Annotated in this window: 13 protein-coding genes; 1 reads left to right on the plus strand and 12 read right to left on the minus strand. The window is 39.8% G+C overall.

Annotated features, from left to right (window positions below):
- Nucleotides 1-4: 4 nt before the first annotated feature.
- The 5 genes from ruvA to ruvB all read right to left on the minus strand — a co-directional run bounded on the left by ruvA (nt 5) and on the right by ruvB (nt 6,473).
- A complete protein-coding gene (gene ruvA, locus CJ263_RS04195; RefSeq protein WP_094996115.1) occupies nt 5-586 on the minus strand; it encodes a Holliday junction branch migration protein RuvA in 582 nt (193 codons plus the stop codon).
- Between the two features lie 29 nt (nt 587-615).
- On the minus strand, nt 616-2,910 hold the full coding sequence (locus CJ263_RS04200; protein WP_094996116.1) for an NADP-dependent malic enzyme: 2,295 nt from the start codon (nt 2,908-2,910) through the stop codon (nt 616-618).
- A gap of 116 nt (nt 2,911-3,026) precedes the next feature.
- A complete protein-coding gene (locus CJ263_RS04205) occupies nt 3,027-4,346 on the minus strand; it encodes an MFS transporter (RefSeq protein ID WP_094996117.1) in 1,320 nt (439 codons plus the stop codon).
- Nucleotides 4,347-4,518: 172 nt separating this feature from the next.
- Nucleotides 4,519-5,421 (minus strand): tRNA epoxyqueuosine(34) reductase QueG, encoded by a 903-nt coding sequence (gene queG, locus CJ263_RS04210; RefSeq protein ID WP_373288256.1) that lies wholly within the window; start codon nt 5,419-5,421, stop codon nt 4,519-4,521.
- A 29-nt stretch (nt 5,422-5,450) separates the two neighbouring features.
- A complete protein-coding gene (gene ruvB / locus CJ263_RS04215) occupies nt 5,451-6,473 on the minus strand; it encodes a Holliday junction branch migration DNA helicase RuvB (RefSeq protein ID WP_094996118.1) in 1,023 nt (340 codons plus the stop codon).
- 94 nt (nt 6,474-6,567) lie between these two features.
- Between ruvB and CJ263_RS04220 the strand changes: the two genes are divergently transcribed.
- Complete coding sequence (locus CJ263_RS04220) at nt 6,568-8,832, plus strand: acyl-CoA dehydrogenase family protein (protein ID WP_094999100.1); 2,265 nt, start codon at nt 6,568-6,570, stop codon at nt 8,830-8,832.
- On the opposite strand, the gene CJ263_RS04225 is transcribed toward CJ263_RS04220, so the two are convergent.
- From CJ263_RS04225 to nrfD, 7 genes are all read right to left on the minus strand, one after another.
- The gene (locus tag CJ263_RS04225; RefSeq protein ID WP_094999101.1) at nt 8,829-9,656 is read right to left on the minus strand and encodes a GIN domain-containing protein; all 828 of its coding nucleotides are present in this window, start codon (nt 9,654-9,656) and stop codon (nt 8,829-8,831) included. The two genes, CJ263_RS04220 and CJ263_RS04225, sit on opposite strands and share 4 nt — an antisense overlap.
- Before the next feature lie 135 nt (nt 9,657-9,791).
- The gene (locus CJ263_RS04230) at nt 9,792-11,621 is read right to left on the minus strand and encodes a cytochrome c oxidase subunit I (RefSeq protein ID WP_094996119.1); all 1,830 of its coding nucleotides are present in this window, start codon (nt 11,619-11,621) and stop codon (nt 9,792-9,794) included.
- Between the two features lie 56 nt (nt 11,622-11,677).
- On the minus strand, nt 11,678-12,787 hold the full coding sequence (locus CJ263_RS04235; RefSeq protein WP_094996120.1) for a cytochrome c oxidase subunit II: 1,110 nt from the start codon (nt 12,785-12,787) through the stop codon (nt 11,678-11,680).
- Between the two features lie 32 nt (nt 12,788-12,819).
- Nucleotides 12,820-14,151, minus strand: a complete 1,332-nt coding sequence (locus CJ263_RS04240; protein ID WP_094996121.1) for a quinol:cytochrome C oxidoreductase — start codon at nt 14,149-14,151, stop codon at nt 12,820-12,822.
- Between the two features lie 15 nt (nt 14,152-14,166).
- Nucleotides 14,167-14,727 carry a c-type cytochrome gene (locus CJ263_RS04245; protein WP_188669404.1) on the minus strand — a complete coding sequence of 187 codons (561 nt, stop codon included), beginning with the start codon at nt 14,725-14,727 and terminating at the stop codon, nt 14,167-14,169.
- Between the two features lie 2 nt (nt 14,728-14,729).
- Complete coding sequence (locus CJ263_RS04250) at nt 14,730-15,260, minus strand: DUF3341 domain-containing protein (protein WP_094996122.1); 531 nt, start codon at nt 15,258-15,260, stop codon at nt 14,730-14,732.
- Between the two features lie 3 nt (nt 15,261-15,263).
- Nucleotides 15,264-17,012 (minus strand): NrfD/PsrC family molybdoenzyme membrane anchor subunit, encoded by a 1,749-nt coding sequence (gene nrfD, locus CJ263_RS04255; protein WP_094996123.1) that lies wholly within the window; start codon nt 17,010-17,012, stop codon nt 15,264-15,266.
- Nucleotides 17,013-17,042: the final 30 nt, after the last annotated feature.

Consider the following 17,042-nt stretch of genomic DNA (forward strand, 5'->3'; position numbering starts at 1 on the left):
CTTGCTACAAATTTTTCAGCGCTAGTTTTATAATGTTCTCTACGCTTAAAGAGGAATCTTGGGAAATTACCTTATCTACTACCTTCTCAGCTTGTCTTCTGGCAAACCCTAGAACCTCTAAAGCAGATAACGCTTCATCTTTATTTGTATTGTTTGGAGTTAACGAAACTTCGTCTATATCGTACACTTTTAAAATTTTGTCCCGAAGGTCCAAAATTACACGCTGGGCCGTTTTGGCTCCAATGCCCTTTATTGCCTGTATGGCAGGTACGTCGCCATTGGCAATGGCATCCCTAATTTGGGAGGGTGACATGGAGGACAACATGGTCCTTGCTGTGCTGGAACCTATACCGGAAACGGATATCAGCAATCTGAATATCTCTCGCTCCGATTTTTCGGCAAATCCAAAAAGTGTATGGGAGTCTTCCTTCACTTGTAGATGAGTAAAGACATTCACCAACTCACCATCGGTTAATTTGGAAAAGGTGTTTAGGGAAATGTTTACAAAATATCCAACACCACCGCATTCTACGATAATATGAGTTGGATTTTTTTCAATCAACTTCCCTTTTAAATGATGAATCATTTAGTGTTTTGCTTTATTAATATCGGGGATTATTCTCCTTTTTTTGCCTGCTTTCTTTTTTCCCGCTCCTGTGAATCTATCACCGCGACAGCCGTCATATTGACTATTTCCTCCACACTGGCCCCCAATTGCATAATATGAACGGATTTTCTAAGACCTACCATGATAGGTCCTATGGAATCTGACTTGTTCAATTCCTTTAGCAACTTGTAGGTAATATTTGCCGATTCCAGATTTGGAAAAATCAAGGTATTTACCTTTCTACCTGCCAATTTAGAGAATGGGAATTTACTTTCATGAAGCTCTTTGTTCAAAGCAAAATCCATTTGTATTTCCCCATCTACCACCAATTCGGGATTAGTGTCATGCAACAGTTTTACAGCTTCCCTTACTTTTATGGCATTATTATGTGCCGAAGAGCCAAAATTAGCATAACTCAATAAGGCAATTACCGGGTCAAAACCAAAGGTATTGGCAACATTCGCTGTCATTTTAGTGATGTCCGCTATTTCCTCAGCATTTGGGTCGATATTGATTGAGGTGTCCGCCAAGAACAAAGGACCTCTTTCGGTTATCATAATATTTACCGTGGCAACTTTCTTTACACCCGATGCTCTTCCTATGACTTCCAAAATAGGTTTGACCACCGTTGGATACGCTCTGGAATACCCGGATATCATACCATCGGCATCACCTTCGAGCACCATCATGGCACCAAAGTAATTGCGTTCCCTCATTTTAATCTTGGCACTGTAAAGCGTGGTTCCTTTCCGTTTTCTACTTTCCCAATATTTGGTGGCGTATCTAATGTGACGTTCGTCAAATTCGTCCGATAAGGGGTCTACGATAGGAATATCGGCATCAAATTCCAATTCCTTCTTTAGCTCAAGAATAACATCTTTTCTACCCAAAAGAATTGGTTCTGCAAGTCCTTCTTCATACACAATCTGTGCCGCCTTGAGAACATCCAAATGGTCCGCTTCCGCAAATACAATTCGTTTTGGATTGGTTCTTGCCCTTCCATGAAGTAATCGTACCACCTTATTATCGTTCCCTGAACGAAGCATCAATTCCTCCTTGTACTTATCCCAATCCTCGATAGGGGCTCTTGCCACACCACTTTCCATGGCCGCTCTTGCAACCGCGGGAGGGATTTCATGAATCAAACGCTGATCAAATGGTTTAGGGATTATATAGTCTTTTCCAAAGGTGAGTCGGGTTTCCCCGTAAGCTATATTTACTTGCTCCGGTACAGGCTGTTTAGTTAGTTCTGCCAATGCTTTTACCGCAGCCATTTTCATTTCCTCGTTAATGGAGGTTGCCCTTACGTCCAATGCCCCCCTAAAAATAAAAGGAAAGCCCAGCACGTTATTCACCTGATTAGGATGGTCCGACCTACCCGTGGCCATGATAATATCCTTTCTCGTTTTTACAGCAAGGTCATAGTTAACTTCAGGATTAGGATTTGCCATGGCAAAAACTATTGGTTTGTTTGCCATGGAGTTTAGCATTTCTGGAGTAACGATATCGGCAATGGACAAACCTATAAACACGTCCGCATTTACCATAGCTTCTTCCAGAGTGTCAATTTTTCTCTCCGTAGCAAACTCACGTTTTGAATCCGACAGGTTATCCGCATCCTTTCGTATAACCCCCTTACTATCCAACATCACAATATTTTCTGCCCTTGCCCCAAATGCTTTGTACAGTTTTGTACAGGATACGGCTGCAGCACCTGCACCGCTAACCACTATCTTTACATCCTCTATTTTCTTTTTGGCCAATTCTAGGGCGTTCAACAAGGCCGCGGCCGAAATTATAGCCGTTCCGTGCTGATCATCGTGCATGACCGGAATATCCAATTCCTCTTTAAGTCTCCGCTCGATTTCAAAAGCTTCAGGAGCCTTAATATCCTCTAGATTGATTCCTCCAAAAGTAGGAGCTATCATTTTTACGGTTTCTATGAATTTTTCAACATCCTCAGTATCAACCTCAATATCGATTCCATCGATGTCAGCAAAAATCTTAAAAAGCAAACCTTTTCCCTCCATGACCGGTTTAGAAGCTTCCGGACCAATATTCCCCAAGCCTAAAACAGCTGTTCCGTTAGAAATTATGGCAACAAGGTTACCCTTGGAAGTATATTTATAGACATTCTCCTTATTCTTTGCAATTTCCAGACAAGGTTCCGCAACTCCAGGAGAATATGCCAGTGCAAGGTCACGCTGTGTGCTGTATGGTTTTGTAGGAACAATTTTGATTTTTCCAGGTTGGGGTTTGGCATGATAGACCAATGCTTCCCTGCGTTGTTTTTCCTTGCTCATCTTGTTTAATTTTAAGAAACAAATTTAACGGTATTCCTGAAAACAAAAGAAAAACATATAGGTTTTATACAAATAAATGTAACAAACACATTTAAAAGAAAAAATACACGAAATTTCTACAAAACCACGGAGGAATTTGCCTTGCCTACGTTTAAGCGCATAGCCAATACAGCTGCAATCACAAAAAACACTCCTGCAAACAACATTGCATTTACGGCATTACCCCCTAAAAGGTACTTATAGATAGGACCAAAGGTCAAGGTTTCGACACCCATTGGAATCACGATCATCATATTTAAAATACCCATATACACCCCTCTTCGTTCTTGGGGCACCACTTTGGAAACCATAGTATAAGGGATTCCCATCATGGCGGCCCAACCAACCCCAAACAAAACCATAGGAGCCAAAACCAATAAGGGATCTTCAATAAATGGGATGGTAAATAATGCAATGGCAGTACCTACCAAACTGATGGCATAGACTTTTTTACCCCCAAAACTAAGGGTCAAAGGTACAAGCCCCAAGGCAACGACCATAGTAACAATGTTATAAGTTAAACTCATCTGTGCCGATTGTGAAGCCGCTTCCGATGTTGAATAGCCCAACGTATTCATGAACAAAGGAGTTATGTATTGCCAATAGACGAACAGGGCATACCATTGAAACAAATATACGGCACCCAGCTTCCATAAGAACGGGGGCATATTTTTTATTGCTTCCTTTATTTCAGTAAAAGGTTTTGCTATCCTAGTTCCCAATGGTTTACGCTTAGCTTCATTTATTTCCTCTAATTCTGCCTCTGTAGGTGGTATTTCCGGAGTTCTTAAAACCGACCATAGTATGGTAGTTATAGAAAGAATACCTCCAATATAGAATGAGTAATATAACCATGTAGGAATTGACCCTGCAACCTCGACAGATTCATCCCCAAATAAATATTGGAAAAGGACAATGGAGCCATTTGCCAACAATATCCCTGCTCCCACGAACAGACTTTGCATTTGATATCCTAAACTAAATTGCTTCTCAGGAAGTTTATCCCCCACAAAAGCCCTGTAAGGTTCCATAGCCATATTGTTACCTACGTCCAAAATCCATAGTAATCCAACTGCGAACCAAAGTACCGGACTAGAAGGAAACATAAAAAGACAAATACTTCCTATTAATGCACCGATTAAAAAATAAGGTTTACGCCTACCCCAGCGTGGAGACCAGGTTTTGTCTGACATAGCACCAATAATAGGTTGAATGACCAAGCCGGTAACAGGTCCCGCAATATTTAATATAGGAAGCATATCCTCCGGCGCTCCTAAATACAAAAAAATTGGATTGATTGCCGTTTGTTGAAGTCCGAAACTATACTGAATGCCCAAAAACCCGACATTCATATTAAAAATTTGCCAGAAGCTAAGACTTGGTTTCGTTAGTTGCATACTAATTGGTTCTTTAGTTTACGTAACTTTCATTACGGGATAGTCAAAAAATATCAGCTATTTTTTAAGAATCCCTATAAAAAGTCGCCTAGCAATATAATATAATTAATGAAAAGTAAACATAAAAGAGCAGGGAATTAGGCAACACACCCAAACTATAACGTTGTAGTTGCTAGGAGTCCTTTCGTAAAAATTCTATGTTTCTTTTTAAACCTGAAAATTTGGTCCGCTTCACTGCCGATTTTTTGAAAATCTTTTTAAAAACATCTTCGGTTATTTCCTCCCAGTCTTTTTTGGACATGGACAATAATTCAGGTTTTGGGTCGAACAATGGTTCGTTATGGGATTTGGAGAATCGATTCCAAGGACATACGTCTTGGCATACGTCGCATCCGAACATCCATTCATCCATTTTACCATGGAATTCTTTAGGTATTTCATTCTTCAACTCAATAGTAAAATAGGAAATACATTTACTGCCATCCACAACATAGGGTTCTACAATTGCCTGGGTAGGGCACGCATCAATACAGGCCGTACAAGTACCACAATGGTCGGTCACAGGTGTATCATACTCCAATTCCAAGTCAATGATCAATTCGGCAATAAAGTAAAAAGAACCTACTTCCTTGGTCAATAAATTACTGTTTTTTCCAATCCACCCCAGACCACTCTTTGCGGCCCAAGCTTTATCCAATACAGGAGCGGAATCGACAAAGGCCCTACCGTTAACCTCTCCAATTTTTTCCAATATAAACTCATGCAATTGTCTTAATTTGGACTTTATTACATGATGATAGTCTTGCCCATATGCATATTTAGAGATTTTATAGGTGTCATCCCTTTGTTCTTGAGAAGGATAGTAGTTTAGCAATAATGAGATTACGGATTTTGCACCATCAACCAGTAACCGCGGGTCCAATCTTTTATCAAAATGATTGGCCATATACCCCATTTCCCCATGCATTCCTTGCTTTAACCACTTTTCCAACCTTGGCGCGTCTTCCTCTAAAAAATCCGCTTTGGAAATACCACACGACAAAAAACCGAGGCGCTTGGCTTCGGTTTTAATCATTTTTGTATATTTTGTTTGATTGGAAATACTCAAAACAATCCCGGTTGAATACCTCCCTTTATCCTTCCAAGGTGTTTGTAGGCCAACTCTGTTACCTCACGACCCCTAGGGGTACGCATGATAAAGCCCTGTTGAATTAAGAAAGGTTCGTACACTTCCTCAATGGTTTCGGCACTTTCCGAAACCGCGGTGGCCAATGTGGTAATACCAACAGGGCCTCCCTTGAATTTATCAATAATGGTAGTCAATATCTTATTGTCCATTTCGTCTAAACCATGCGCATCTACGTTTAAGGCTTTTAGGCTAAATTTAGATATCTCAATATCGATGTTACCATTACCCTTTATTTGCGCAAAATCCCTGACTCTACGTAGCAAGGCATTACATATTCTAGGGGTTCCCCTACTCCTGCCCGCTATTTCAATGGCTGCCTCATTCGTGATAGGCACTTTTAATATGTCTGCGCTGCGTTGTACAATGGTAGAAAGCAATTCCGTATCATAATATTGCAGTCGACTTTGAATACCGAAGCGAGCGCGCATGGGAGCAGTTAAAAGTCCCGATCTTGTTGTTGCCCCTATTAAAGTAAAGGGATTAAGATTTATCTGGACCGAACGGGCATTCGGCCCCGTTTCTATCATGATATCAATTTTGTAGTCCTCCATGGCGGAATACAAATATTCCTCTACTATGGGACTCAAACGATGAATTTCATCAATAAAAAGCACATCCCTTTCATCAAGGTTTGTAAGCAATCCTGCTAAATCGCCGGGTTTGTCCAAAACTGGACCAGAAGTGATTTTTATCCCAACGCCCAATTCGTTGGCCAGAATATTCGCCAATGTAGTCTTTCCCAATCCTGGAGGACCATGAAATAATGTATGATCCAAAGCTTCCCCTCTTCGATTGGCCGCCTCAACAAAAACCTTAAGGTTTTCCAATACCTGCTCCTGACCTGTAAAGTCATCAAAGCTTACAGGCCTTAATGCCCTTTCAATATCGAGCTCCGCATCGGAAAAACCGTTGGTAGATGGATCTAAGTATTCATTCATGCCTAACAAAGATAGGCAAACACTTGTAATTTATTTTCAACGCTCCTTCTCTTTATTCCATAGAATTTCAGGTATAAATTTGTATTTTCAAGTAATGGAAAAGAAAATTTATACCCCAGGGATTCTTCAATACATCCCTTTTTTTTATGTAATATGGTCCGATGACCTTGTTTCTGCTTCAGAAGTGAATATAGTCGAGAAGGCCATTGATGGTGATCATACCCTATCGGATACAGAAAAAGTACTTTTACATTCTTGGTTACAGGTAAAAAATCCTCCCAAGAACGAGGAATTCAAAAACTGGAAGCAGACCATTTCCAATTCCGGCACCAAATTAATCGAAGGGGAGACCTATCCCCTGACTACCTTTAGCCAAAAAGTGGTCTGCCAATATCATGAAACCTATCCTTTAAATGAGCAATTAAAAAGTATTGAAGTCAATTTAGGCATTCAACCCAACCATTATAACCATTTGTTCGAAGTAGAAGTTGAACATAGTATTAGTGCTCAAACCTATGATGCAAATGAAATAGCCAAAATCTTAAAAGGAAGCCATGCTCCAGTAATCGATGCGTTTCAAGAGTTTTTGCTTGACCCTATTTTTAATTGGGGCATTCATCGGAACAAAGAGGATTTTAGACATGTTGTTTTGGAGCAACTGAAGGTTTTGGCCCAAAAAGGATATGGAGCTATGGCCTACCCGGCAGCATATGGAGGTACCGGGGATATGGAAGGCTATGCGACCATTTTTGAAAATTTAATGTATGTTGATGGTAGTCTCACTATAAAATTCGGGGTTCAATTTGGTCTGTTTGGGGGCAGCATCCAAAAACTAGGTACTAAGATCCATCATGACACGTATTTAACTGCTGCAGGACAGGCAAAACTTTTAGGCTGTTTTGCCATGACGGAGACCGGTCATGGATCCAACGTTCGTGGAATAAAAACCACAGCTACCTATGATAAGAAAACGGACAGCATTATCATTCATACTCCTGGAAAAAATGACAATAAGGAATACATAGGTAATGCTTTGCACTCCAAGATGGCCTCGGTCTTTGCACAGCTGATCGTTAATGGAAAAAATGAAGGCGTACATGCCGTTCTGGTACCTTTGAGAAATAAGAACCATGAACTCCTACCAGGTATTACCGTTGAGGATAATGGCTATAAACTTGGCCTTAATGGCGTAGATAATGGAAAAATATGGTTCAATCAGGTCAAGGTTCCCAGAGTAAATTTGTTGAACAAATACGGGTCCATTAAAGAGGATGGCACCTATTATTCGGATATAAAAAATCCAAACAAGAGATTCTTTACCATGCTGGGTACTTTGGTGGGCGGAAGAATCTGTGTAGCCAGGGCCGGTCTAGGAGGAGCAAAAATGGCTCTGGCCATCGCCATTAAACATGCCTTAAAAAGAAGACAATTCAACGACAATATTAAAATACAGGAAGATTTGTTGATGGATTACCCATCACATCAATTACGTTTGACCCCGTTGGTAGCCAGCGCTTATGTTTACCATGCCACTTTGGACAAGATGATGGAAGTATATTGCGATGAAAGCCAACCCGATAAACGTAAGGTGGAAACCCAGGTAGCCGGATTGAAATCTATAATTACCTGGTATGCCAACAATACGATCCAAGAATGTCGTGAAGCTTGTGGGGGCAAGGGATATTTATTGGAAAACCGCATTGCCGACCTTAAAGGTGATGTTGACATTTTTACAACCTTTGAAGGTGACAACAACGTTCTCCTTCAGTTGGCGGCAAAGGGAGTGCTCTCAGATTTTAAATCGGAATTCAATAGTGCAGGTTTCTCATCCGTTCTTAAATTGTTAAGTCAGCAGATTTCGGATAAATTAGCCATGGTAAATCCCTTATATTCAAATAAAGTGGACAAGGAGCATCTATACAATCCAAAATTCCATAAACATGCTTTCGACTATAGAACCCGTAGGTTGACCTATACTTTAGCGATGCGCATTCGGGACTATATTAAAAAAGGTGTGCCTTCGTACCAAGCATTTCTAAAGGTACAGACCCATTTGTTAGCATTGGGAAAAGCCTATAGTGTAGAATTGGCCTATAATACCTATATCGAATTTACCGAAACTATTGAGGATACAAAAAACAGGGAGTTATTTCAAAAACTGGGGACGTTGTATGCGCTTTACGAAATTAGGCAGGATGCGTCCTGGTATCTGGAGCAAGGATATATTGGAGGTACCAAATCAAAGGCTATACGCCAGCGTGTAGAACGTTTGTGCACAGAGCTCAGACCCCATATAGGTGTATTAGTCGATGGTTTTGGAATTCCGGGCCATTGCATTACGGCACCCATAGCGCACTAGTTATTCTCTTTATCCAATCGGGATGTATCCAAAAAGTCTAGTATAGTAATCTTAGGATTACCATATAAACTGGTTCTAGATGAGCCCCTAGATGACAATTGCAGTTCTTCCAACACATTTACATGGGCCTCTGGAGAATCTTCAAGTATCAGCATTGTATTTTTTGCCTCCAAAGCCTCAGCCTTTAAAGTGCTTTTCCCGTAAAGTTTAGCCATAAAGTTGTCCGTGGCACCTTCTAATTTTGCCGATGCATTCTCATACATAAACAAGTTATTGGTGTCACCCGTTGAATATACCTTTACATCTATACGATCTTTTAAGGTCATCACCAGAGAATCGCTCGCCACATTAAAATCTCCAGAGCTAATGCCTTCCATATTAATATTTATAACATCAGCCGTTGCATTCAATTCTAAACGAGAGGTTTCCTTGGTCAAGACATCCAATCGCTCGCCAGATATTACATCTGACATACTAATTTCACCATTGTTCATAGTGATTTGGTTCAACTCATTATAATAAACAGTTATTTCTAGTTTTCTTTTTGAAGTAATATTGTAAAAAGAAGAAATAAATAAAGTATTGCCTTCAACCTTAAACTTGAGAACATCAATGAGATTATCGTCTATTTTCAATGTATAAGCTTCAGAAGTCCCCTTTTTCAATACTACCTCCAAATCATCATCTAATTGTATCCCATTAAAAACAGGCAAACTTTCACGCACTTCTACAACATTCTTATTACCCTTTATCTTGGGTTTGCGCTGTGCAAACGTTTGGAATCCAAAAAGTAATACGAGACTAAAAAAAAGTACATTTTTCATTTGACTTTTGTGAATTTTGAAATTAACAACCAGCTCAAAGATATTATAAATTAATAATTGATGAAGGTAGAATAGTATATCAAAAAAAATGCCCAACTCTAGAGTTGGGCATTTTAAATTTCTTTATATGACTTATTAATGCTGTAATTCCTCTTCACCGTCGAACAGAGGCAACGTTTGGGGAACGTAATCCTGTCCAGCGATGATGTATTCATTGTTTTCATCAACTTTGCTGTAGTCGTATGCCCATCTATGTACTTCTGGAATAGCTCCAGGCCAGTTACCATGAATATGCTCTGTTGGAGTTGTCCATTCCAAAGTGGTAGATTTCCAAGGGTTTTGAGGCCCACGTTTTCCATAGAAAATACTTCTCACAAAGTTGAACACAAAGAATAATTGAGCCATCGCAGTAATGATAGCAAACACGGTCATTAATACCTGAACATCAGTTAACTCATCGAACATTGGAAAAGCCGTATTTTGATAATATCTTCTAGGAACACCGGCCATCCCAACAAAATGCATTGGGAAAAATACCCCATAGGAACCAATGGCGGTAATCCAGAAATGGGCATACCCAAGATTTTTGTTCATCATCCTACCTTGGAACATTTTTGGGAACCAGTGATATACGCCTGCAAACATTCCATAAAGTGCCGAAATACCCATTACCAAGTGGAAATGTGCTACTACGAAATAAGTATCATGAACATTGATATCCAAGGTACTATCCCCAAGAATAATTCCGGTTAATCCACCTGTAATAAAGGTAGAAACCATCCCAATGGAAAATAACATTCCAGGATTCAATTGTAGATTACCTTTCCAAAGGGTTGTAATCCAGTTAAAGGCCTTAACTGCCGATGGTATCGCAATAAGTAAGGTTGTGAACGTAAATACAGACCCCAAGAATGGGTTCATCCCTGAAATAAACATATGGTGACCCCATACTATTGTGGATAGGAAGGCAATGGCCAAAATAGAGGCAATCATCGCCCTGTAACCAAAAATAGGTTTTCTAGCATTAACCGCCATTACCTCTGAAACAATTCCCATCGCCGGCAAAATAACTATATATACTTCCGGGTGTCCTAGGAACCAAAACAAATGCTCAAAAAGAACAGGGGAGCCTCCCTGATAATGCAGCACCTCTCCTTGAATGAAAATGTCCGACAAGAAGAAGGATGTTCCAAAGCTACGATCCATAATAAGTAGAAGAGCTGCAGATAACAATACTGGAAAGGAGATTACCCCGATTACTGCCGTTACCAAGAATGCCCAAATGGTCAAAGGCAATCTCGTCATGGTCATACCTTTTGTTCGTAAATTCAATACTGTAACAATATAGTTAAGTGACCCTAATAATGAGGAGGCAATAAAGATAGCCATAGACACCAACCAAAGGGTCATACCCATTCCCGAACCTGGTTGTGCCATGGGTAAGGCACTCAATGGAGGGTAAATGGTCCAACCTGCAGCCGCGGGCCCTGCTTCCACAAAAAGAGAAATAACCATAATAACACAGGACACAAAAAACATCCAATAAGATATCATATTCAAAAAGCCAGAGGCCATATCCCTTGCACCAATCTGTAAGGGAATCAATAAATTACTAAAGGTACCACTAAGACCAGCTGTTAAAACGAAAAATACCATAATGGTACCATGCATGGTTACTAAGGCCAAATATACATCCGCATCCATTACGCCTTCTGGTGCCCATTTGCCCAGTAATGCCTCGAAAAATATACTTGATTCTCCTGGCCAAGCTAATTGCATCCTGAACAAAAGTGACATGGCTATACCAATAAATCCCATAATGAGTATTCCAGTAATGAAATACTGTTTGGCAATCATTTTATGGTCTTGACTGAATATGTATTTTGTAACGAACGTTTCCTTATGATGATGTCCATGATCGTCATGTGCGTGATCATCTACGTGTGCATGTGCTGTTGCTGACATAATCGCAATCTTTAATTTTTTATTAATTTCCTTTTATAGCCCTTTTCTAATATACCTTAATCCATTTCGGACATAGATACTCCATCTACAGAATTGAATGCAGGATTACTATCATCCTTCATAACCGTTTCTGCGAAGGTAGATTGACCCTTCATCCACTCCATATATTCTTCTTCCGTCTCTACAATGATTTTCATCTGCATGTTATAATGTGATTTACCACAAATTTTATTACATAACAATACATAGTCAAACTCCCATGGATCAATCACCTCACCGGTTTCAGCCGACTTTTCGGCCCTGATTTGGTTTGTCCTTTTTACCTTTTCCACGATATCGGGATTTTGGCGCATCTCTTCTGTAGTATAGACTGGAGTAAAAGAAAACTCCGTAATCATTCCGGGAACACAGTTCATCTGGGCCCTGAAGTGAGGCATGTACGCCGAATGCAATACATCTTGAGACCTCATTTTAAAATTCACCTTTCTTCCTACGGGCAAATGTAGCTCCTTTACTATTACATCATCCTCCGCATAGGAATCAGATTCATCCAAACCTAATACGTTAGCCCTATCAATATCGATCATACGAACGTTCGCACTACCAAGGGTGTTATCCGCACCTGCGTACCTAGCTGTCCAATTAAACTGTTGCGCATACAGTTCAATGACCAAAGGGTCGTCGTCATCGTTAATATCGGTAATATTTGTCCAAGTATATAATCCATAAAGAATCAAACCGGCCAATACAATAACCGGTATGATGGTCCAAATGAACTCCAAGCGGTTATTATCGGCATAAAATAATGCCCTTTTACCTTTTTCGCCTCTATACTTAAATGCAAAATAATGTAAAAGTGCTTGCGTGATAATTTGAACAATAAAGATGATTACCATGGATATCAACATCAAAGTATCATAGTCAGAACCATGCTCTGAAGCTGCTTCCGGCAAAAGCACTTTACCATACTTTGCAAAACTAAAAATAGTGATACCGTAAATAAAGACAAGAAATGCAAACATAAGATAACCGTTGTTCTTGTTATCCTTGTCATTCGCAACCTCTGAATTATCTGTTCTAAGCTGTGATAACTCAAATATCTTGGTCATTTGCCAGATGGCAATTGCCACGAGAACTAAAACAGCTAAAGTCAATAATGTTGTCATTGTATATATTGATGTTATACTTTAAAAACTTACTAATAATGAAAGTGTCTACTTTCTTCAATAAAAGGATTTCTTTTAGGTTGCAGAGGTACTGTGGTGAGTGCCCTAAAGACCCAAAATATAAATAATCCTGCAAAAAATAGAATTGCACCTATCTCAGGAATTCCGATAAACCATTGATCTCCCACTGTAGAAGGCATAATGGCATTGAAAATGTCCATATAATGTCCGGCCAAAATAACGATACCGGTCAAAACAACGAACCAGTTAATTCTTTTGTAGTCACTGTTCATTAAAAGAAGTACGGGAAACAAAAAGTTCATTGCGACCATTCCAAAGAACGGCAGCTTGTAGTCCTGTATTCTGGTAACATAATAGGTAACCTCTTCCGGAATGTTGGAATACCAAATAAGCATGAATTGTGAAAACCATAGGTAGGTCCAAAAAATACTGATACCGAACATGAACTTGGCCAAATCATGGATATGGCTGTCATTAACATCTGGCAAGAGACCCTTTGATTTTAAATAAATAGTAACCATGGCGATTACCGTAATACCAGATACAAACATACTGGCAAAAATATACCAACCGAATAACGTACTGAACCAATGTGGTTCTACACTCATTATCCAGTCCCAAGACATTATAGATTCGGAAATAAGATAAAATACCAAGAATGCAGCTGATATTCTAAAATTCAATTTGAAACTTGAATTATCCGTTGATTCATCCTGCTTTAAGGATAATTTTCTTGAGTATTCCCTGTAAGCAATCCAACCACCTAAAAAAATTGCTGCCCTTATCAAGAAAAAAGTAGGATTCAAGTATCCCGATTTTCCCTGCAATAACTCATCGTGTGCAACTACTTCAGGATCCATCCAAACAAACAGGTGGTTCATGTGAAGTACAGAAAGTACTAAGATTACAAATACAATAATTCCGCCTGGTACCAAATATGCTGTTATACCCTCCATTACTCTAAATAATAAAGGGGACCAACCTGCCTGTGCCGCTCTTTGTATTGCATAAAAGGCAAGGACACCCAAAGCAATCATCATAAAGAAAAATGCCGCAACATAAAGTGCCGCCCAAGGCCTATTTTTTAACTGACTTAATAAATGCTCATCGTAGGATACATCATGCCCTCCGCCATGTTCGGCAGCAGCACCATGTTCCATTTCTGCGTCGTGAGAAGCGGCCGTATCATGACCACCTCCATGTCCGTCATCATGACTGGCAACCATTGCCTTTGCCTCCTCGACTGTTCCAGGAGCCATAACAAAACCACCAATAATACCCAATAAGCCTACGGCCATTAGAATGATGGAACCTATTTTAAGTCTATTTGAAAACGTATACATAGTATTGTTTACCTATTATTTGGTTAAATCTTGTTTCAGCTTCATTACGTATTCCGCAACTTGCCACATTTCGGTGGAATTCATCTGGGATGCATAGGACCCCATAGAATTAAGACCATAAATCTGCGTGTGATAAGCTGTACCTACCGTAATATTTCTAGCTGGGTCATCATAACTTGGCACCCCAAGAATCTTCTCCCTTTTTACCAAAGTTCCTTGTCCTTTTCCTTTATCCCCATGACATATAGCACAGTAAATAGTATACAATTGGCCTCCTTTTGCCAAATTTTCGTCTCTTGACATAGAATCCAATGGACTTGTATTCAATCTAGCTAGTTCCTTACCTTCAGGAGTATTTTCAAATTCATACGGCAACCAACCTCTATTGATGGTATTGGCCGGTGGAACCATGGCCTCTTGATTCGATGGAAGAAAATCCACCTCTTCGTAAGTTTCATACCCTACGGGCTCATACATATTAGGCATGTATTGGTAATTGGGTTCACGCTTGTTCTGACAAGCCACAACAACCACCAATAAACATATTACAACCGTTAATTTTATAAAACTGTTCATGTTTAATGACTGTTTTTTTCTGATATATTAATTTCCACTGCCCCAGTTCCAACAAGCAAATCCTTTAATTCCCTCTCGTTCCCGTGAATCTCTATTTCCATAACAAAATGATCATCAGTGGTTCTAACATCTGGGTTTTCTGCCTTTTTAAAAGGCCATAACCTACTGCGCAAGTAAAATGTAATTACCATTAGGTGCGCTGCGAAGAACACAGTAAGCTCGAACATAATAGGTACGAACGCAGGCATATTCTCTATGTAACTAAAACTTGGTTTACCTCCAATATCTTGGGGCCAATCCTTGATCATAATAAAGTTCATCATTACAATAGCCACAGTAAGACCTACACACCCGTATAAAAAAGAAGTTATGGCAATTCTAGTTGGAGCTAGCCCCATAGCCTTGTCCAATCCATGAACAGGAAATGGACAATAGACTTCCTCTATATGATGTTTGGCAGCCTTAACTTTTTTGACAGCATGCATTAGCACATCATCATCATTGTAAAATGCTTGTATTACTTTAGATGCCATAGCCTACTTTTTGTTGTTTAATAATTTCGCTTGTCCTGCCCAATCGTCTCTCTGAGCCCTTCCTGGGAAAGAACCCGTAATTGAATCCAACAAGTTATATTCCTTCTCCGTCATCCTTGCCACTTGTGCAAATGTGAAAATTCCAATTTCATTCAAGGTGGCTTCCATTTGAGGACCTATACCCTTAACTTTCTTCAAATCATCAGGGGTTTGCTTTGTGGAATCAAAGGTTCCTATGGAACTTAAAAGTTCACTAACCCCTACTTTATCTCCCGTGGTAGGCTCTGTTTCCCCCATTAACACATCATCCGTAATAATTGGCTCTTCTTTTACAACAACCCTTTCATTGGATATTTGATAAAGAGGCTTACCCGCATCTCTTAGTTTTTTATAGCGCTCTCCGGAAGATTTCAATATAGACTTAACCTCGGCCTGTGCAATTACTGGGAATGTTCTGGCATATAATAAGAAGAGTACAAAGAAAAATCCAATGGTACCAATAAATATACCTATATCTACAAAGGTCGGTGAGAACATTGTCCATGATGATGGTAAATAATCACGGTGTAATGATGTTACTATAATTACAAAACGCTCAAACCACATTCCAATGTTTACCACAATAGAGATAAAGAACGAAAACATAATACTCGTTCTCAATTTCTTAAACCACATAAATTGTGGAGAGAATACATTACAAGTCATCATTGACCAATATGCCCACCAATAAGGACCGGTAGCCCTGTTCAGGAATGCGTATTGCTCATATTCCACACCGGAATACCATGCCATGAATAGCTCCGTAATGTAAGCACAACCTACAATGGACCCTGTAAGCATAATTACAATGTTCATTAACTCTATGTGTTGAACCGTAATATAAGCTTCCAGACTACATACCTTTCGCATAATAATCAATAAGGTATTTACCATTGCGAATCCAGAGAAGATAGCTCCCGCAACAAAGTATGGAGGGAAGATGGTGGTATGCCATCCTGGTATTACGGATGTGGCAAAGTCAAACGATACGATGGTATGTACAGAAAGTACCAAAGGTGTGGCCAAACCTGCCAGTACCAAGGAAACCTCTTCAAAACGTTGCCAATCCTTGGCACGTCCACTCCATCCAAAACTTAGTAAACTGTATATTTTCTTTTGGAAAGGTAAAATGGCCCTATCCCGCAACATTGCAAAGTCAGGAAGCAGTCCTGTCCACCAGAATACCAAAGAAACAGATAGGTATGTTGAGATCGCAAACACATCCCAAAGCAACGGAGAGTTAAAGTTTACCCACAAAGACCCAAATTGATTAGGTATAGGCAATACCCAGTATGCCAACCAAGGTCTACCCATGTGTATAATCGGAAACAAACCAGCTTGGATAACAGAGAAAATAGTCATGGCCTCCGCAGATCGGTTAATAGCCATTCTCCATTTTTGACGGAACAATAACAAAACCGCTGAAATCAATGTACCGGCATGACCGATACCTACCCACCAAACAAAGTTGGTTATATCCCAAGCCCAGTTAACGGTCTTGTTCAATCCCCAGGTTCCAATACCCGTTGAAATAGTATAAATAATACAACCTACTCCCCAAAGAAATGCCACCAAGGCAATGGAAAAAACAATCCACCAATGCTTATTGGCCCTTCCTTCTACTGGAGCGGCAATATCCACAGTAACATCGTGGTAGCCTTTGTCTCCAACTACTAGGGGTTTTCGTATAGGTGCTTCGTAATGCGACGCCATAGACTTCTGTTATAATTACTTTCTAGTATT

The organism is Maribacter cobaltidurans, from assembly GCF_002269385.1.
Classification (GTDB): Bacteria; Bacteroidota; Bacteroidia; order Flavobacteriales; family Flavobacteriaceae; genus Maribacter; species Maribacter cobaltidurans.